Annotated in this window: 21 protein-coding genes; 8 read left to right on the forward strand and 13 right to left on the reverse strand. The window is 52.0% G+C overall.

What is annotated here, in order from left to right:
* Positions 1-152: 152 nt before the first annotated feature.
* Together SynBIOSE41_RS12175 and SynBIOSE41_RS12180 are read right to left on the reverse strand one after the other, a co-directional pair.
* Complete coding sequence (locus SynBIOSE41_RS12175) at positions 153-317, reverse strand: hypothetical protein (RefSeq protein ID WP_186538102.1); 165 nt, start codon at positions 315-317, stop codon at positions 153-155.
* A 67-nt stretch (positions 318-384) separates the two neighbouring features.
* On the reverse strand, positions 385-675 hold the full coding sequence (locus tag SynBIOSE41_RS12180) for a hypothetical protein (protein ID WP_186538103.1): 291 nt from the start codon (positions 673-675) through the stop codon (positions 385-387).
* A gap of 173 nt (positions 676-848) precedes the next feature.
* Between SynBIOSE41_RS12180 and SynBIOSE41_RS12185 the strand changes: the two genes are divergently transcribed.
* Entirely contained in the window at positions 849-1,097 is a 249-nt protein-coding gene (locus SynBIOSE41_RS12185; RefSeq protein WP_186538104.1) for a hypothetical protein, read from the forward strand.
* Between the two features lie 65 nt (positions 1,098-1,162).
* On the opposite strand, the gene SynBIOSE41_RS12190 is transcribed toward SynBIOSE41_RS12185, so the two are convergent.
* Entirely contained in the window at positions 1,163-2,590 is a 1,428-nt protein-coding gene (locus tag SynBIOSE41_RS12190) for a triacylglycerol lipase (RefSeq protein WP_186538105.1), read from the reverse strand.
* A 624-nt stretch (positions 2,591-3,214) separates the two neighbouring features.
* On the opposite strand from SynBIOSE41_RS12190, the gene SynBIOSE41_RS18140 reads away from it, so the two are divergent.
* From SynBIOSE41_RS18140 to SynBIOSE41_RS12200, 3 genes are all read left to right on the forward strand, one after another.
* The gene (locus SynBIOSE41_RS18140) at positions 3,215-3,349 is read left to right on the forward strand and encodes a hypothetical protein (protein WP_255475746.1); all 135 of its coding nucleotides are present in this window, start codon (positions 3,215-3,217) and stop codon (positions 3,347-3,349) included.
* Complete coding sequence (locus SynBIOSE41_RS12195) at positions 3,346-4,638, forward strand: acyltransferase (RefSeq protein ID WP_255475747.1); 1,293 nt, start codon at positions 3,346-3,348, stop codon at positions 4,636-4,638. Before SynBIOSE41_RS18140 ends, SynBIOSE41_RS12195 begins: the two co-directional genes overlap by 4 nt.
* A 626-nt stretch (positions 4,639-5,264) precedes the next feature.
* Complete coding sequence (locus SynBIOSE41_RS12200; RefSeq protein WP_186538106.1) at positions 5,265-6,218, forward strand: alpha/beta hydrolase; 954 nt, start codon at positions 5,265-5,267, stop codon at positions 6,216-6,218.
* 141 nt (positions 6,219-6,359) lie between these two features.
* Here the strand turns inward: SynBIOSE41_RS12200 and SynBIOSE41_RS17855 are convergent, their stop codons facing one another.
* Positions 6,360-6,500 carry a hypothetical protein gene (locus tag SynBIOSE41_RS17855; protein WP_156486782.1) on the reverse strand — a complete coding sequence of 47 codons (141 nt, stop codon included), beginning with the start codon at positions 6,498-6,500 and terminating at the stop codon, positions 6,360-6,362.
* A 519-nt stretch (positions 6,501-7,019) separates the two neighbouring features.
* Between SynBIOSE41_RS17855 and SynBIOSE41_RS12205 the strand changes: the two genes are divergently transcribed.
* The 3 genes from SynBIOSE41_RS12205 (at position 7,020) to SynBIOSE41_RS12215 (ending at position 8,073) form a co-directional block, all read left to right on the forward strand.
* On the forward strand, positions 7,020-7,277 hold the full coding sequence (locus SynBIOSE41_RS12205) for a Nif11-like leader peptide family natural product precursor (RefSeq protein ID WP_186538107.1): 258 nt from the start codon (positions 7,020-7,022) through the stop codon (positions 7,275-7,277).
* A gap of 291 nt (positions 7,278-7,568) precedes the next feature.
* Positions 7,569-7,838, forward strand: a complete 270-nt coding sequence (locus tag SynBIOSE41_RS12210) for a thermonuclease family protein (protein WP_255475748.1) — start codon at positions 7,569-7,571, stop codon at positions 7,836-7,838.
* Between the two features lie 16 nt (positions 7,839-7,854).
* Positions 7,855-8,073: a hypothetical protein gene (locus SynBIOSE41_RS12215; protein WP_186538108.1), complete on the forward strand. Its 219-nt coding sequence runs from the start codon at positions 7,855-7,857 to the stop codon at positions 8,071-8,073.
* 419 nt (positions 8,074-8,492) lie between these two features.
* Here SynBIOSE41_RS12215 and SynBIOSE41_RS12220 read toward each other — a convergent pair whose 3' ends face one another.
* From SynBIOSE41_RS12220 to SynBIOSE41_RS12255, 8 genes are all read right to left on the reverse strand, one after another.
* The gene (locus tag SynBIOSE41_RS12220) at positions 8,493-9,215 is read right to left on the reverse strand and encodes a Coq4 family protein (protein ID WP_186538109.1); all 723 of its coding nucleotides are present in this window, start codon (positions 9,213-9,215) and stop codon (positions 8,493-8,495) included.
* A gap of 201 nt (positions 9,216-9,416) precedes the next feature.
* Positions 9,417-9,629 (reverse strand): hypothetical protein, encoded by a 213-nt coding sequence (locus tag SynBIOSE41_RS12225; protein ID WP_186538110.1) that lies wholly within the window; start codon positions 9,627-9,629, stop codon positions 9,417-9,419.
* Between the two features lie 407 nt (positions 9,630-10,036).
* Positions 10,037-10,204: a hypothetical protein gene (locus SynBIOSE41_RS12230; protein ID WP_186538111.1), complete on the reverse strand. Its 168-nt coding sequence runs from the start codon at positions 10,202-10,204 to the stop codon at positions 10,037-10,039.
* Between the two features lie 183 nt (positions 10,205-10,387).
* On the reverse strand, positions 10,388-10,969 hold the full coding sequence (locus tag SynBIOSE41_RS12235; RefSeq protein ID WP_186538112.1) for a ferritin: 582 nt from the start codon (positions 10,967-10,969) through the stop codon (positions 10,388-10,390).
* A gap of 73 nt (positions 10,970-11,042) precedes the next feature.
* Positions 11,043-11,237: a hypothetical protein gene (locus SynBIOSE41_RS17860; RefSeq protein ID WP_222930542.1), complete on the reverse strand. Its 195-nt coding sequence runs from the start codon at positions 11,235-11,237 to the stop codon at positions 11,043-11,045.
* Positions 11,228-11,734: a hypothetical protein gene (locus SynBIOSE41_RS12240; protein WP_186538113.1), complete on the reverse strand. Its 507-nt coding sequence runs from the start codon at positions 11,732-11,734 to the stop codon at positions 11,228-11,230. Before SynBIOSE41_RS12240 ends, SynBIOSE41_RS17860 begins: the two co-directional genes overlap by 10 nt.
* A gap of 338 nt (positions 11,735-12,072) precedes the next feature.
* Positions 12,073-12,552 carry a 6-carboxytetrahydropterin synthase gene (locus tag SynBIOSE41_RS12250; protein ID WP_186538115.1) on the reverse strand — a complete coding sequence of 160 codons (480 nt, stop codon included), beginning with the start codon at positions 12,550-12,552 and terminating at the stop codon, positions 12,073-12,075.
* 168 nt (positions 12,553-12,720) lie between these two features.
* Positions 12,721-14,730: a S9 family peptidase gene (locus SynBIOSE41_RS12255; protein WP_186538116.1), complete on the reverse strand. Its 2,010-nt coding sequence runs from the start codon at positions 14,728-14,730 to the stop codon at positions 12,721-12,723.
* A 153-nt stretch (positions 14,731-14,883) separates the two neighbouring features.
* On the opposite strand from SynBIOSE41_RS12255, the gene hisIE reads away from it, so the two are divergent.
* The gene (gene hisIE, locus SynBIOSE41_RS12260; RefSeq protein WP_186538117.1) at positions 14,884-15,552 is read left to right on the forward strand and encodes a bifunctional phosphoribosyl-AMP cyclohydrolase/phosphoribosyl-ATP diphosphatase HisIE; all 669 of its coding nucleotides are present in this window, start codon (positions 14,884-14,886) and stop codon (positions 15,550-15,552) included.
* Here hisIE and SynBIOSE41_RS12265 read toward each other — a convergent pair whose 3' ends face one another.
* Positions 15,553-16,200, reverse strand: a complete 648-nt coding sequence (locus SynBIOSE41_RS12265) for a lipoprotein (RefSeq protein WP_066906078.1) — start codon at positions 16,198-16,200, stop codon at positions 15,553-15,555.
* Between the last annotated feature and the right edge of the window lie 98 nt (positions 16,201-16,298).

Here is a 16,298-nt window from a genome sequence, read left to right on the forward strand (position 1 = left end):
TGGGAAATGGATACTGAATTTTCGTATCAGCCTATCTTCCAAGATGCAGCTGATTGGTGGCTAAACCTGTAAGGACTTCCTTAGATGCTGCTTCCTGAAAAGACCTGAGCATAGAAACCGTTATGCATCAACTTCGTATCTGAACGTAGACATTAATTATCAGCTGGGCCGTAGAGCTTGGAGCCAACAGACATCAGCAGCAGAAAAGAGATGCTGATAGACAGAACAACAAGGCTTTGGATGATGTTCAACCATAGATCAACAGCAATTATGACGGAGATTTCAGCTTCACTGGCCACTTTGAGATGGACGGTCATCCAAGGAGCACAACGGTGGTCATAACCGTGTAAGACTCCAGATCAGGCGCTCCATAAGACGCGCCCATCAATCGATCGCAACATAGCGAAGAATGCGAACGGCTGGAAGATGAATTCCAAGGAACACCAGTTTTACGTCATAAACCATGACATACAGAGCTTGCAGAGTCGTCACTAAAGCTTGAAAGGCGCCTCTGCCTTGGGCCAGCGACTCAATTTTTTGGAAAGACCAATCCCAACCATACAAGGAGCGATCAAAGCGGAAACCACGGCGTAGAAGATCAACTTGGTAGTTTGATGTTCTTCTGGACGACCAAAGTCTTTGATCGCACTGGTCATTGCTTATCTTCGTACCCACCCATTGGATGTGGGCATGACGTCGAAGATCTTGTAAATCAATGAGAGGTCGCTGAGCACTTAGGGGTTATGGAGCCGCCTTGAGCAACACAAGCGTCAGCGATGCATGGATCGGTAAGGAACCCTAGAGGCAAGCCCGCCCCGGAGAGGGCAAGCAGCTGCCGTGGATAGGCCATGGCGACGACTATCGCTGGCTTGAGCCCAGAAACATTTCAGCCCGGCAAAATGATGACGACTAACAAGTTTCAAATTCTGCAGAATGCTTCTGAGAATCAGGCCAGTGATGTGTGCAAATTAAGCGCGAAAACGCTTTACGATGCAAAAACCTCTACATCGATGAAGCAATATGATGTCAGAGAAATCGCACTAAATCAGGTTATTGATCGCATAAAGGCTACGCAATCGACGAACAGTCACCTCTAACTCGCAACACAATCGCGCGTCAAAGAAAGCACTGTCGAGAAACAAGCAACTCATTTGACATAACGTTAACCATCCGCTGGAATGAACTTGCGCCAGAACAAAGTATAATAAAAGTTGACAAGAAAATCATTACTCTTGACCAATTCCATGTGGGGAAGATAGAAAAACATTGCACTATTCCAATCAATCAAAGAGCCTTCTCTTGGATACTCAGTGTTCTTCATGGCATAAGCACTTTCCCTGAGAACACTTCCGTCTCCATCATTACTCTTAAGCTTAAAGTATGTTCGATTGGATGTATTAAGCATAATTTTTGAAACAGTAGGAGTCCCTACACCTGCGAATAGCCAAAACTTCAAACCTTCTGGCGGGCTAGCCGTGGCATCAATCAAAGAATGAAATAAGAATGCATTTTGCAACAATTTCCTTTGAAGCTCTTTCGCCTCATTATATAAACAATAATCAGTATTATATTCAGAGGCAATCTGCTTTAACACATCCTTTTGCCTTGGATCAGCAAGACCCCATTGCATCTGTTGCCACAAATTAGGGTCGAAAAGATTAACAGACAAACCATCCTGGTTGACAGCATTAACAATATCCGTTCGCGGAAGCAACTCATAAACTGAAGGCATCGTTCCGACGACAGCAGATGGATATTTGAAATATTTAAATGGAGCAACATGGAAACCATGAATAAGATAATTCAATGCATTGATAGAGCCTTTATTTGGTGGTGCAACCATCACTAGATTTTCTATCTTACTTGCACCTCTCCAATCAAGAACTGGTGGGTTATCAAAGGAGCCTAAATCCTGCCCGCCGTAACGAAGATAATACCTAGCCATCAGGCACCCCATCGAGTGGCAGACAATATCAACCTTTTGGCTTCCGCTTAAACTTCCTTTATTCACCAATTGTTTTGAGACAGTTGAAATATATGCATCCAAGCGCTTAGCATTGACAGCATTAGATTTTCTCCAGTCATAAGCAAACTGAAAAACGGGCTTACCCTTAAAAGATGGAATTTGCAGGTGATCATCACGTTCCTCTGCCGGCACGAAACCAGCCGTAGTGAGAGATTTAAAAATATTCAAATAAACTGAATATTCAATCGACACAAAAGGCGGAGGCAGAAACTCGAACTTAACTGTATCTAAAACAGATTGGGTAATAAGATTTTCATCGGCTAATCGTATATTTTTAGCTGATTGGTTCAGAGGAAGAGCGAGCAACTTGTTCTCCTGCTCTGTTGCTGGCCAATAGGAGTTGTACCCAAAAGCACCCCAAACAACTTTTCCATTTTTTGAATCAATAAACTTTGATCCCCCAATACCAGGTATAATAATAATTGGATTTGCAAAGGCGAGGTCCTGAGTAAGTGCCTTTCTCATTGGGCCAGCACTTGGGGAATAGATATTTTGACGACTCGAGCAAGACGCCAGTAAAAACAATACAATAAACAAGCCAATTTTTTTCACGGCAAGGCCCATAGACTAGTTATCGCACTAAAGCCGTTAATATGAGCAGACTAGCAAAGACAAGTCTTGAAAACATTAGGAATAAAAGTCAAGCAGTCAGACGAATTGTCGGTATAAAATCATCATCGGCCTCGTATTTTAAAATCAAATCAAGGAAAGCATCAGAGGTAACCATCCGCTGAATGCAAAGCAATTTATGCAGCAGATGAACAAGCGCATCCGCACAGCAGCTTCGCTGATGAGCTGATCCCGCGAAGTCGGGTGATTGTGGATTCAGCGGTTATCGCACAGCTGGGCTTTGGCAAAGCAAGTGATCCCATGACGATGAGTGCTGAGTTCAAGATATACGCTTAGCAGCTGAAAGGCAGCACTGAGAGCTCACGGTCAGTGGGCTGGTCACTCATGAAACGTTTGTTGTGGCAGGCAAACAGTAGAAACATGGTTTATATGCGAACGATGCGAAAGCTGAAGGGCGACCTTGCCTGACTGCATCAGTGATGCTCGCAATCCAGAAGGAATGGTGGAGCTGCACCTGATCACAGTGCCGATGCCGTCAAATATGTATTGGCTGCTGCCAATCAAAACCAGCCCAGTAATCAGGCATCACAGAAGAATGGGCCGCATTCGCTGATGTAGGTGAAAGAAGAGAAGCCGCGTCGGCATGTGGGAGAAGTACCGACGTTCAAGACCATGACATTCGTTGAAAGGATCGGAGAGCCACCCAAACGGGGGAGGCAGGCGCCGGGAGAACCACCTGATCGGGTGATGTGAATGCAATTGATTCCGGACATGTTGAATACAGCGAAACAATAGCTTTGTCAACTCATACCAATTTTTCAGCATTGTCTTATTGCCCTGAAAAAAGTGCCTCAATTTCGGATAACAAGAATCTAGAAATATCTGATAAGGCTGGAACGATGGGTGTCCAACAAACCAGATCCGGCAAGCGTGTGCTCTTCTTTGATCAGATCAAAGCACTGATGATCGCACTGGTCATTGCCATCCATGTTCTAAGCACTTTTGTATTTAGCTTTATGGGAGTGCACTTTCCCTTGAGTGAATCTCCGCACCCTGTCTTCGGTGGAATAGCTATCTGGTTACTTTTATTCTGTAATACCTTCTTCATGTACATGTTATTTCTACTCTCGGGCTACTTCGTCCCTGCCTCAGTACATAAGAAAGGTGTGATGAGATACATCAAAGATCGCATGCTGCGAATTGGCATTCCTTTCATGGCTGGCTTACTACTGATTAACAACGCGTCGGTGCTCATCGCGAGGCTCTCGCCAACAAGCCCCTTGGCAGAATTGTCTTGGAATGAGATACCTTTCAACCGGGTAGGGGTACTGTGGTTTCTTATAGTTCTGTTTGTCTTTGATTTGCTCTATTGCGCATGGCGTGCACTGCGTGGAGATCACTTTTCTATCGATACCTCTATTCCCACCCCGCAACTAAGATCTTGGCTCATCAGTGCCGTCGTCCTAGCGATCATTGAGGCGATGATGACAACACGTACAGACCTATGGGCTGCGTTGACACGTTCACCACTCGATGGCCTGGGTGCTCAGGGAATGCACGTATTTACCTATGCCTTTTTGTTTTTATTGGGATGCAAGGCTTCGAACCATCGCTGGTTGGAACGCCTTGACAGCCATCTGGTAATACGGTGGTTTCGTTTCTCCATTGTATTAGCGCTCAGCCTTCTAGCGATCTGTCTTGTGCTGACCTTCAACGGCAGCATGTCGGATGAGTTTGGCAGGCTATACCTTCTGACGGCTTTCTTGAATCCCCTCATCGGCTGGGGAGTAATCGCCTATCTCTTGCTATGGTTCCAGCGTAATGAGAAAAGCTGCGGCAATTGGCTTGCCGCAGCTGGAGTTGATAGCTTCGGGGCCTACATAGTCCATCCAATTGTGCTGGTAGTGCTGCTTAAGACGATTAGTTTATTCAGTCTTAATCCATGGCTGATTGCTCTATCTGCGATACCTCTCGGGATCATTATCTCCTTTGGACTCACCCATCAGCTCAGGCGTATTCCAACTATTGCCAAGATCATCTAGTTCTTCAATCACTTGCCTTCAACAAAAGATTTGCAGTACCTACTTTGAGCGGAGTTGGTGGGTTGATGCTCTGAATCTGCTGACAAAACAACCTCACACCAATCACGCCTCGCCAAGAGCAGGACTTTTCATATTGATTCTTTCGATCCAGCGTTGCAAGTGAATATGACTGAACTTTTGACCAAAGTCGGCAACGGTGTGGGATGCGTTCAGTGGCTAGCCCGAGTGCGCCAACGACACAACCGATTTTCTGGAGCAGTTAGAAGCTGAACCACGCCTGAGATCAGCAGCAATGCTGCGTTCTCTTGGTCGTCTCTGAGAAGAGCTGGAGACGACGCCAGAGCAGTCAGCGCTTGATACTCGAGCTCAAGCAGAAGCGGAAATTCTGGTGCGTAGCCGCTGGAGCAAGCTGCGAGCAAACGAAAAGTTCCTGTCAGTTGAAGAGAACGCAACAGCCCTTGAGCGATGCATTCAGCTCCTCAGCGGCAGAGACGACGCACTGGATTGAGTGAAGCTTTACGAGCAGAAGTGATGCTGTTACCGCAGGGCGTAAGACGCCGGTTCAAACCAGCACTGCTACAGCGCTAATAGGAGAACACTGGCTCACCACGCAAGGTCACTTCAAGATGCACCCACTGATTTCAAAGGCACTGCATGAAGGTCCAGCAAGTGATCTGTATGCGGCACTAGTGCCTGACCAGCCACTCAGCAGAGGCTGGCTGCATGAGATCCGGGAAGCCTGGGGGCGGCCCGATCATCCCAGCCTCGCGCTGTTTGCGGATGTTGACGAGCGGTCACTGAAACTGGCTTCACTGGAATTCGGGGTCTCCGTGAAGGTCCAGGTCTTCACCCCCTCGACATCCACTTGTGGAGCCCTGCTCTATCTGCATGGAGGAGGATGGATCGCCCCGATGTCGGGCAAACATCTCGGCTGGGCAAAACGAATAGCCGCGCTGAGTGAGCGCACGGTATACGCAGTGGATTACCGGTTGGCACCAGAGCATCCGTACCCAGCAGCATTCCAGGACTGCATCGGGGTGCTCAAACACGTTTTCAAGACCCATCAGAACAATGTGGCCATTGCCGGGGATTCAGCGGGTGCCAATCTCGCTGCTGCCTGTGATCAATGGCAGCTCCAGCAACAGGCAAGGAGGCCTGATGGAATGGTGCTGATCTGCGGCGTGCTCGATCTTGAGCTGGAACGTCATCAGTCCATGATCGAATTCGGGATCGGGCATCCCTACAACGGCATTGAACTGCTGGCATACCAACGGGCCCTCTATGCCCCCAGGGTTGACCAATGGAGCCAGCCCCTCACAAGTCCAGCCCATGGCGATCTCAGCACCCTGCCGCCGACCTTGGTGATTGTGGGCGAACACGATCCACTCAGGGACGATGGCCTTGATTTCGCGACTAAAGCCAACAGCCAGGGCTCAAGGGTGAAAGTCCATATCGGCTCCGGTATGCCCCATGGTTTTGTCATGCAGCACTCTCTTGTCGGGGAAGCGGCTGCAGCCGCGGAAGAGCAGATTCTGGCGTTCCTCCATGCAGGCAAAACGCCTCAAAGATCCAAGCGATGATCCCTGCCTGAACTGCCAACCGACCCACAGCACCGGCAGAGCAATGACAACTCTGCAAGCGCCGATCACAAAGGTTTTGGTTGCCTTATCCCTAAGACAATTACAACCATCAAAACCTCACCACGATTGATCGGGGACACATCACCCATTCGGGCCATTTCCCTCTAAGACGCCTGAATCCTGAAGCCGATGCCGTTCGATTAAGTACAGGGCTCCTAGAACGCTGCCGCACCAGAAACCGAGGATCAACAGAAACAGCCCAATGCTTTTCAGAAAGTTCATCAGCCGAGCCTCAGTGAACTGCTGTCTGCAGGTTTTGCAATTACTGCAGAAGACATTCAGCAATATACAGACTTATCAAATGATGAGCTGGAGGCAGTTGCTGAAGGCAATTGCACCTTTAGTCTGAATCAACCTAAGGATGGGATGATTATTTGTCTGATGACTTACGAGAAAGGGCCAGGACCCATATTAAAACCATGATGCGCGCTAAAATGAAGAAGCATGATCACTGTTAATACTCATCAAAACCCCATTTGTTGCAAGGAGCCGGGGTTTTTATTTCTTCAATAGCCTAACTAATCCCATAAATCAGCCTTCCATACCTGGCACGATTGAGCGCAGTTGAACAGTAATCAGGCAGATGCAAGCGTTGCCCGACCAGGTAGTGACTGAATCACCAGAAGCTCACCAGAACCTCTTGGGCTCTGCACCAAAGCTGTGCAGTGGGGTTCACCAGAAGAGCTGTGATCTTGAAAGAGTCCAGGGGGCTAAACCCCCGACAATTCATTCCTTAGAACCATGACACAAGAACAACTCATAGCTTTCATCGCTAACGCCAAAGGCAACACCAGCCTGCAGGAAAGGCTCAAAGTAGCGGCTGATACCAATGCTATTGCTTCCATTGCCAAAGAAGCAGGATTTAGCATTTCCACTGATGATCTAAATAACAAGGCTCAAGCAGAGATTTCTGAAGAGGAACTGGAAGGCGCAACTGGAGGGAGAATTGTATGCATTAGTTTTGGTAGTTTATTTATAAGACGAGGCAAATTATCATAGTTATTTTATAGCTTTCTAATACTCGGTCAGTTGTGCTCATTCAAAGCCCCTGCCGCCACGGGGGCTTTTTATTGCTTCAATAGCCTAACTAATCCCACAAATCAGCCTTCAATACCTGGCACGATTGAGCGCAGTTGAGCAGAGATAGATAAAACCAAATTGCTATTTATGTTCGCCTAAGTTGTGCTGGTGTAACTCCCCTTGCTACGGCGACACCTGCACCACCAGCGCAGGAGAAAAGATCAGGCTTGCATCGATACCCCAGAACTGCGGGGTCGACGTGCTGACCCAGTGCCTGCCAAGGCTGCCCGTAGTCAACTCAGGCGGCTTGTTGTAGGCCGTCAGGCGTCATTGCGCCAGATCACCCGTGATCACTACGGCAGGACCGTGGGCGAGTTATTCCTGAATGGCTCCAACGTCCAACAACAGATGGTGGCTTCTGGTCATACCTCCATTTACTGGATATACCCCACCAATCCCCCTGGACACGATGATCCGCACCACAATCACCGCTGCAGCACTCGCCATCACCGCACTGGCAGTACCAGCTCAAGCCGATAGCACCAGCGCTTATTGCATGCTGACGTGGGATGACAGCAGCAAGGACTCGATCAAAGGCCCTTGCACCTTCAGCCAATACGGCGGCAACGCTTACGTCGACGACTTCAACTACTACAAATTCGCCTTCCCCTCTGCCGAGCAGGACAAGACCTACGAACGCGACAACAAAGAATCGGGCATCTCCTTCAAACGCAAAGGCCAGTACACCCTGGGCGTGTTCTGGTATATCCCATAACGTGAGCCCGGCGGCTGGTGATCAATCGCGCTGACTGATCAAACGAAGCTCAAGTGCATGTATCGCTTCCCTCTCATCCATCAGGTCCAGGGCAGCGCCACACATGAATGAATGGCTCTATGAAAGGAGATGACAGCTGACGGCCCTTAGTGCAATGGCAATGGCCTCAGGGTCCTTGGCTGCAAAGACACCCAGAAAGGCTTACTCGAACTAATCCAGCTCAGCTGTCCCTTGAAGAGCAACCTTTCTGGCATGACTCATGCAGGCTCAGTGTGATGACTCCCGGGTACATTCTGATCAAAGCTGTCAGGGAAAACACCGTTCTAGTGGCAGTCATAAGCAGAGAGCTTGGCTGCCACATGGGGTCCTTATCTGCATAGAGCATAGAGCTTGATTGCCTAATCATTAGTGTTGATTCTTCAAGTAGAAGGTGTTTCCCAGCGATGTATTTCATCCTGAAAAGGAGAGTTCTCCAGCAAGGTGATAAGTCCAAGTTCAGATCGCCATTCAGCTAAAGGTCGCTCCCATCCCTCTTCCCAACGACACCCTTCCAGGAAAACTCCAGCGAGACCGACTTGAGCGCCAAAGCTAATAGCCTCCCAGATCATGCGATGTTCATCGGGGTATAAGAAACTATGTGTCATTGAAGCGGAGAGAATCGCAACTACTGCCGGCAGCTGTTGTGAAACAGCAACATAGGTTTGTACAGCCGCTTCCCCAGCCACTGAAGTATCAACGCCAAGAACTAAATGGAAAATGTCATGAAATTTTCTAAGCCTGCGGGATAAATAATCTTCCTTTTCATTGGTCCCGACAACCTTTCTAAGATTTTTATTTACCGGTGCTAATGGCTCAATTCCAAGCTTACTAAACATTTGCTGAGCGCAGAATCCAAGGCTTCCCACTGGCATCGCACGCATCGCATCAAATGATGGCCAAGGAATGTCAAACTGCTCATTGATAAGAGGCTGAAGCTTGGGATGAGTTATAAACCTGTTGAGACATTCTTTTTGCAGATCCCATTTAAAAATTGGGGAGAAGTGCCGGCTATGCTTGAATCCATGTTCAGGATCCCTGGCTAACTGAAGAATTCCTAAGGCTAAATCAAGAGAGTCCTCTTTTAATTCAGAACGAGAAACCATGCCGTGAATTCCCGGGGCTTTTTTGTTTTAGACCTACCGAGCATTCCAGTCATTACTCAAAACCGAACAAAGAAGATCGGTTTATCAGGCAAAGCATCAAATGTGAAATGCATTTTGACAAAGCAGATCAGTGCGACTCCCCCGATGGTTCGGCACCGTTGATCAGCGTCAAGGAAAGAGGCTGGGTCTGCTGCAGCTAAGTCAGCCCGAGAAAAGCGCTTCCGGATAGCCCTCCTCCGGCTCAGTAAACGAAGCAATCCAGCACAGGGATTCCGCGCCGCTATTTCGGAGCACCTCGCAGGCCGCGACTAGTCGGATCTCATTGCCCTCTGCTGCGGCACTTGTGGCCAGCTCGTTGATGCTGAGGAGCAGTCCCTGGATGTTCTCGCTCATGAGCAGATCGAAGGGGTGCATCTAACAATCAGCTAGCTCGCCACCGGATGACCTGGTGTTCCGTGCAATACCTCCCTGGGGGCGTCTTACTAGCTGGCTGCTGTGATGCCCTATCACCCCCTGTCACCGCTGCATTTGAAAGCGTCGAAGCTAGGGGGAACGCAGAAAGGAGCTGGAGCTGAATCTCATGGCACAAAAAAAGCCACCGGCTTTGCAGTGGCTCAATTGTTGACTCGGATAATCCCCATCACCCGACCCTGATAGGGCAAGAGTAGGGATCAAATTCTTGGAATAGGTATTCGGGAACACCCTGTCATCAATTTCAGATGAGGTGCACCATATGTGGCGTTGACTAGACGTATTGGCGATACCAAGATGTGTCTCCCCATCACCCTGGCCCGGCTGCACTAGCAGTGGGGTCTTTTTTATTACTGGGTCCACTGCAGTTCCAACATCTGAGTCCAGACGTCAAGACCAGTCGCGAAGGTCGCCACAGACCTCATTGGTTCTTCGTCGTACGACTCCTGAATCCAATCCAGTGCCGACAATCCCAGAGACAACGCCAGTTCGAATTGCTCTGCTGAGACCGTCTGCATCAGGCTGCGTGTGATTCAACTCTCAGAGTCTGATCACGGTCATCTGGAAGGTGAATCACGGTTCCGGTCGGTAGCTGCAGCAGCTGGCCATGGTCCGACTCAGCAATCAAAAGCCCCGCACTGGGCGGGGCTGCAGGGATGGTGCACTGGATTGGCAGGTTGGGCTTTGAGCTGAGCGATTGATCAGCCTTCGAGTTTGGCGGGCTCGGCTTCGCCTTCCCTCAGTTCGGCGTCGATGATCATCACAGCAGCAGGGTTGCCGGCAGCGAACTTGACGCGGCCCAGCAGATAGGCAGCCTCGTGCTCAGAAAGACGCTGAGCATCAACGATTGCGTCGAGGAACACCGTGGTGCGGCGGTCAATGTCCTTTTCAGCAGTGCCGTAAAGCTGCAGCACCGAGGCGGTCACATCAGCTTCCATGCGGAAGACATTGGCGATCACCTGCTCCACATCAGGCCATTGCTGGCGGGGTGGTTCGATCGTGTCGAGCACAGGGCGCTGACCTCTGGAGATCAGATAGTCAGCAAACTTGGCGGCGTGCTCCTGCTCCTGCTTGGCCTCATCGCGGAGATGCTCGGCAAAGCCGGTCAGTTCACGTTCAGCAAACCAGACAGCAGCAGCGAAGTAATCAGCAGCTGACTGACGCTCAAGGTTGAGATGAGCTTCCATCAGGTCGAGCAGTTCGCTGGACATGGGTTCGGCCATGGCCCGGCCTGCAGGACCGACGGGAATGGTGATGGTGGCCTGGGTGGCGGAATTTGTCATTGCGTTGTCCTCTGGGAGGGATGCATCAGTTCTACATCACAAAACAGCGAAAGATATGCGTGAAAACCGAACATTAAGCGATCAAAATATGCTTTTGAGAATCACATTCAAGAGCCCCAAATATGCTTTTGAGAATCACATTCAGCAGTGCAAATCTGCTGCTGAGAATCAGTTTCGTTTGTGCATGCTTGATGGACCAACGCCCCGCGGCGCTCAATCGCTTGAGACCGAGTCGGTTCACCACCTTGTGCATCAGCGTCAGCTGCATGCAGTACCGCAGCAAGCGTCTGACGCCTTATTCCGGCTTAGCTTTGCCCGGCAGCGTCCTGAGCAGCACCTGGCATCCGCACGCTTCGGCGTGAACGTGCAGCCACAACAGCAGCACCGCCTGGGCGGATGGGCTGGCTTGAGGGCCCTACGACGACGAGCATCAGCAGCACGTCTTTCAAGGCGATCATTGAGCTGCTTCTGTCGGCCATCGGCCAGCAGTTCCAGCAGTGATTGCGTTTCTTCAGGGCCGGTGGTGTTGCTCGAGTGCCAGAGCTGATCGTCAGCGACGAACCATGGCGTCAAACGCCAGCGCCGAGCCCCCAAAGGCGCCCACCAGAGCCGTCCTGATGTGGTGAGCTTCCACCAGCCATCAGCGTTCTGCCAGGGCGTTCTGGTCAGTTCCCGGTGGTGCTTTGCGACGGGGCGCAGACAGCCCTCACTGCATGTTCCGTCGGGCTCCAAACGGGGAGGCTTCTGACTGTTTCGGCTACGCATAAGTGCACGTTAAACCGTACCTCCATGGTCGGTCCTCCTCCTGTTGAGACTCATTGATCCGGCATAGAAAGGAACTGTCCCAATCCGGTATTCACCATGACGACAGATCTCATCAAGTGCCAATGCAACACCGCTTGTCAATGCGAAATAGAAGCTGCAAAAGCTGTGATGCGCGACGGCAAAGCCTTCTGCTGTGAAGCATGCGCGGATGGCCTCGGCTGTGGTTGCCGTTGATGGTTTAAGCCCTCACACCCCAAGGCCCCGCCCTCGAGCGGGGCTGCCCTTCCTGCAGCAGCGGGGAGCAGCGGGAACTGGTGCTGCGCTGATCACTGGTCTAGTTAGCGGTTCGCAGGATCGAACCACTCAGGCAGTGCCTCGTAGCAGGCTCCATTGGCCCGGTTTTCCCGGGCTTCCACCTTCCAGCAGCAGCTGCGGCCTGCATCACGTTGTTGCAACAGGGTGTTAGCCCAGCCCCAGACCAACTGGGCAGTGGCTTCCATGCCCACGTTGTCCATCACGCGCAGATCCAGCGCGCCCTGCTCATGCAGGGTCTGCCACTGATCCATCAACGGATCATCGGCATTCACCAGAAAGGTGTGATCGAACTGCCGTCTGAGTTGCTCCTCCAAAGGCCGGAGGCTGGAGAAGTCGACCACGAAACCACAGGCATCCAGTTCAAAGGCAGCGAACCAAACCGTGAAGCTGCGGCTGTAACCGTGCACGAAACGGCAATGCCCGGGGTGCTGCCACTGCCGATGGCAGCAGGGATAGCCCTCGAAGTGCTTGCTGCAGGTGTGACCAGCGGGAGGCGAAGGCATCGAGGAAAAGAGAGACGTCACTGCGGCAGGCCTCTTCAGGTCTACATCTGCAGCAAGCGCAGACACGACACTCAAAGGCTGACAGTGACTCCAACGACAAGCAGCTAACTGAAGACAACTGCGATGTGTTTTGAATCGCGATCTGAAGCCTGATCTAGGCCGATAGTCTCATTGAGATGCCCCAGCTGGTAACAAGTAGCGCCCATACCAAGCCAGCATCCGTTGCATCAGATCCAATTGATTGTTTCGGTCCACGAATCCATGACCCTCTCCTGGATAGATGACCTTAAAGGCCGTTACTCCAGCATCTTCAACGGCACGATGCATCTGATGAACCTGACCCGGGGGTGTGCGTTGGTCACTATCACCCACATAAAACAACACCGGTGTTGTCACCTTTGACGCATGCTTGAGCGGGGAGCGCTGCCATGCCAGTGATTGTTCAGGGAAAGGTGGCTCGCCGAGGTGAATGGTCAGATACTGGGGGATATCAGTGGTGCCATAAAAGCTGATCAGATCAGCCAGGATTCCACCAGACACCGCTGCCTTGAAACGTGTTGTCTGGGTGATGCTCCAGGAGCTCAGATAACCGCCATAGCTGTAACCCCCAACACCCAGCCGCTTGGGATCAGCAAATCCTTGCGACACCATTTCGTCGACTCCACTGATCGCATCCACATAATCAATTCCGCCTAAATCACCTGTATTGGCATTGGCGTAATCAACTCCAGCTCCGAGTGAACCCCGCACATTCGGGAAAAAAGTGATGTAGCCATTGGCAGCCAAGACCTGGCCCCAATCCGTGAAACCATCCGACCATCCGATCTGCCAGGCCGATGTCGGACCACCGTGCAGAATCGTCACCATCGGGTAACGACGACCCGATTGATAGTCAAGGGGAAGCACAAAAAATCCATGCACCGTTTGACCATCATCTGGATTGCGCCATTGCAGTTCACGCACCTCTCCAAATCGGATCTGATCAATCTGCGGATTCAAACGTGTGAGCTGTTTGGGGGCCTGACCTGAATCAACGAACCAGAGATCCGGCGGAGCCGATGCGGAAGCTTTGAGCAGAACAACTCGGCCGGATGAATCATGAGCGGTGTATGTGCCCTTCTCAAACAATCTGGCGCCAGATGGTGTCAGCCGCTGAATGGCACCCGTCTCTCGTTCAATCCTGGCGAGAGACGTCTGGTTTCCCTCCAACAACTGGCCGAACAGAAAGCGGGAGTCAGCAGACCAGCGTGTATCTCCGATCGTGGCCCGAACGCCATCCAGTAAAACCTGAGTCTGACCATCGCTGACTGAGATAAAAGCTGGAGACCATGCATCTCCGGGTGATCTCCAGACATCAACATGGATGAGCTCTCCGTCAGGCGACCACAACACGGGGGAGTCCCAACCGATGCGATTGGGGAAACGGCGCTCAACCTCAGCCAGGGAAGGATCAATGATCACCAGCTGCCTGGCACTGACCAGATCCGGAACCTTGGCTGTTGGAGAGGTCAGAGCAGCAATTCGGGAGCCATCCGGTGACCAGTCAAAGTCGATCACATTCAGTCCAGACGGTGAAATCAGCATCACCTCCTCTCCTGAAACAGACACCTGATACAGCTTCGTCAGAGGCAGGGGCCGGTTCGATGGATGGGGTGCGCTGTCGGAATGATTCAGATCGTCTGATGCAAGAAAAGCGAGACTGCTGCCATCAGGCGCCCAACGAAATGCGGAGATCTCTCCGCCCACACCCGTGAGCTGACGAACCCCGGCGCCAGAGGAATCGCTCAGGAAGATCTGTGTTGTGGATCCGTTTGACTCTCCCGTGCCACGTTTGGAGAGAAAGGCCAGCGTTCCTCCATCCGGAGACCATCGGGGTGACCAGTCCTTCTGTGGACTTGAGATCCAGCGTTGGGGAGGAGCGCTGCCGTCCGCAGGAACTCTCCAAAGATCCTGATCACCACGCCAGGGTTGACCATCCTTTTGAGGTCCCGGTTCCTCCAAAACGAAAACCACCGTCTCACCATCAGGCGAGATCTGCGGGCTGGAGGCCTTTCGGATGGTCAGGAAATCGAGAGGTGTTGAACCGCGCCGTTGCGAAGCAGAGGTCGGAGCGGCAAATGAACAGGCCAGCAGCACAAGGCCACTGCTGACCATTGCTCGCTTCAGACCGGATGGCATCGAACGTTCGGAACTCTGCGTTCAACGTATCGATGCTGACCTCAGTCAACCAACAGTTACCGAAAGCCGTCTCGGCCAATTCGGGCCAGACGATGGGCGGCTGGGCACTGCGTCAGGATTTGTGCTGACTCCATCTGCAGCAAGCGCAGCCCGATGCAGCCCCTCACCTCAGCCTTCATTGATCAACTCCGTTTCAACGATGCGGGCCTGATCCCGGCAATCGCCCAGGACTGGCTCGATGGTGCTGTGCTGATGGTGGCCTGGATGAACAGGCACTCCATCGAACTGACATTGAGCACAGGAGAGGTGCATTACTGGAGCCGCTCACGCCAGGAGCTGTGGCACAAGGGCGCCACCAGCGGCCACACCCAGACAGTGAGAAACCTCCGCTACGACTGCGATGCGGATGTGATCCTGATCACGATTGAACAGACCGGCGATGTGGCCTGTCACACCGGAGCTCGCAGCTGCTTTTACGAAGACAGTGATCAACGCGCCCCGGGGGGCCCGGAGTCGCTTGCTCCCCCTGCTGACGCCTGCACGGAGCTGATGCGCGTGATCGAAAGCCGCCGGGATCACCCTGAGGAAGGCAGTTACACCAACAAACTGCTCAAGGGTGGTGACAACAGCATCCTCAAGAAAATCGGTGAGGAGAGTGCGGAGTTTGTGATGGCGTGCAAGGACGACAATGCCGAGGAGATCGCTGGAGAAGCGGCCGACATCCTGTTCCATCTGCAGGTTGCCTTGGCCCATCACGGTGTCAGCTGGCGCCGGGTGCAGGCAGTCCTGGCAGCACGCCGAGGAGCTCCGCGCAGACACTGATCAGGGAGTGCAGGGAGATTCAGAGCTGATGACCACTTCATCTCCAAGCTGCACGGTTTTGAGCAGGTCAGTCATCACGTTCTGATCGACGTTGATGCAGCCACCGGTGATCGACTGCCCCACCCGGCTGGGATCGTTGGTGCCATGAATGGCGAAGCTGTACCAGCGGAATTTGCCGTCGTAGGTGTTGAAGCGGAATGGCTGTGGCGTGGCGGGCACAGGGGCCAGGCTGATGTAACCCTTGCCGTACTCACCGGTTTCACCATCGCCCTTGAAATCGATGGAACTCATGTTGCGAAACAGATTCTCGCGCAGATAGGTCTCAGTCTTTCCGGACTCCTTGACCAGCGCAGGATCCATCACGAAACGATCCTCGCTGAGAATTGCATTCACGCGAAAGGTGCCCAGCGGAGTCCATCCTTCCTCGAACCTTGATCCAGCGCAGGCAATGCCGTTGCGGCCATAACCCACCTTGAAACGAAGGGATTCACGCCCCTGATTGAGCTCTCCCGTGCTCGCGGAGGGGTCTGTCGCATCCAGCTGAATGCTGATGCTGTCTTTGGAGGCACGCTCTTCCCGCGAGAGGGGACCCGACTGGCCACACCCGGCAAGCGCAACGAGCACAACCCCCATGAACAGTGAACGCATCAGGCTGCCTGAGCGCAGCAAGGTTCCAATCCTCAAGGCCAGTCATCGTTCACTGGAGGAAGCATGCCGAGTTTTCAGCGGCCTGTCAGAAGCTTGAA

The sequence above is a fragment of the Synechococcus sp. BIOS-E4-1 genome (assembly GCF_014279995.1).
Lineage (GTDB): Bacteria > Cyanobacteriota > Cyanobacteriia > PCC-6307 > Cyanobiaceae > Synechococcus_C.

Excerpts from the sequence above, each read along its gene's own strand:
- SynBIOSE41_RS12175 (WP_186538102.1), bottom strand. The coding sequence starts at position 317 with ATGACCGTCCATCTCAAAGTGGCCAGTGAAGCTGAAATCTCCGTCATA.
- SynBIOSE41_RS12205 (WP_186538107.1), top strand. The coding sequence starts at position 7,020 with ATGACACAAGAACAACTCATAGCTTTCATCGCTAACGCCAAAGGCAAC.
- SynBIOSE41_RS12250 (WP_186538115.1), bottom strand. The coding sequence starts at position 12,552 with ATGCCTTCGCCTCCCGCTGGTCACACCTGCAGCAAGCACTTCGAGGGC.
- SynBIOSE41_RS17860 (WP_222930542.1), bottom strand. The coding sequence starts at position 11,237 with ATGCAGCTGACGCTGATGCACAAGGTGGTGAACCGACTCGGTCTCAAG.
- SynBIOSE41_RS12220 (WP_186538109.1), bottom strand. The coding sequence starts at position 9,215 with ATGGTTTCTCGTTCTGAATTAAAAGAGGACTCTCTTGATTTAGCCTTA.
- SynBIOSE41_RS12230 (WP_186538111.1), bottom strand. The coding sequence starts at position 10,204 with ATGCAGACGGTCTCAGCAGAGCAATTCGAACTGGCGTTGTCTCTGGGA.
- SynBIOSE41_RS12200 (WP_186538106.1), top strand. The coding sequence starts at position 5,265 with ATGCACCCACTGATTTCAAAGGCACTGCATGAAGGTCCAGCAAGTGAT.
- SynBIOSE41_RS12225 (WP_186538110.1), bottom strand. The coding sequence starts at position 9,629 with ATGCACCCCTTCGATCTGCTCATGAGCGAGAACATCCAGGGACTGCTC.
- SynBIOSE41_RS12235 (WP_186538112.1), bottom strand. The coding sequence starts at position 10,969 with ATGACAAATTCCGCCACCCAGGCCACCATCACCATTCCCGTCGGTCCT.
- SynBIOSE41_RS17855 (WP_156486782.1), bottom strand. The coding sequence starts at position 6,500 with ATGAACTTTCTGAAAAGCATTGGGCTGTTTCTGTTGATCCTCGGTTTC.
- SynBIOSE41_RS12215 (WP_186538108.1), top strand. The coding sequence starts at position 7,855 with ATGCTGACGTGGGATGACAGCAGCAAGGACTCGATCAAAGGCCCTTGC.
- SynBIOSE41_RS12255 (WP_186538116.1), bottom strand. The coding sequence starts at position 14,730 with ATGCCATCCGGTCTGAAGCGAGCAATGGTCAGCAGTGGCCTTGTGCTG.
- SynBIOSE41_RS12265 (WP_066906078.1), bottom strand. The coding sequence starts at position 16,200 with ATGCGTTCACTGTTCATGGGGGTTGTGCTCGTTGCGCTTGCCGGGTGT.
- SynBIOSE41_RS12190 (WP_186538105.1), bottom strand. The coding sequence starts at position 2,590 with ATGGGCCTTGCCGTGAAAAAAATTGGCTTGTTTATTGTATTGTTTTTA.
- SynBIOSE41_RS12185 (WP_186538104.1), top strand. The coding sequence starts at position 849 with ATGGCGACGACTATCGCTGGCTTGAGCCCAGAAACATTTCAGCCCGGC.
- hisIE (WP_186538117.1), top strand. The coding sequence starts at position 14,884 with ATGCAGCCCCTCACCTCAGCCTTCATTGATCAACTCCGTTTCAACGAT.
- SynBIOSE41_RS12240 (WP_186538113.1), bottom strand. The coding sequence starts at position 11,734 with ATGCGTAGCCGAAACAGTCAGAAGCCTCCCCGTTTGGAGCCCGACGGA.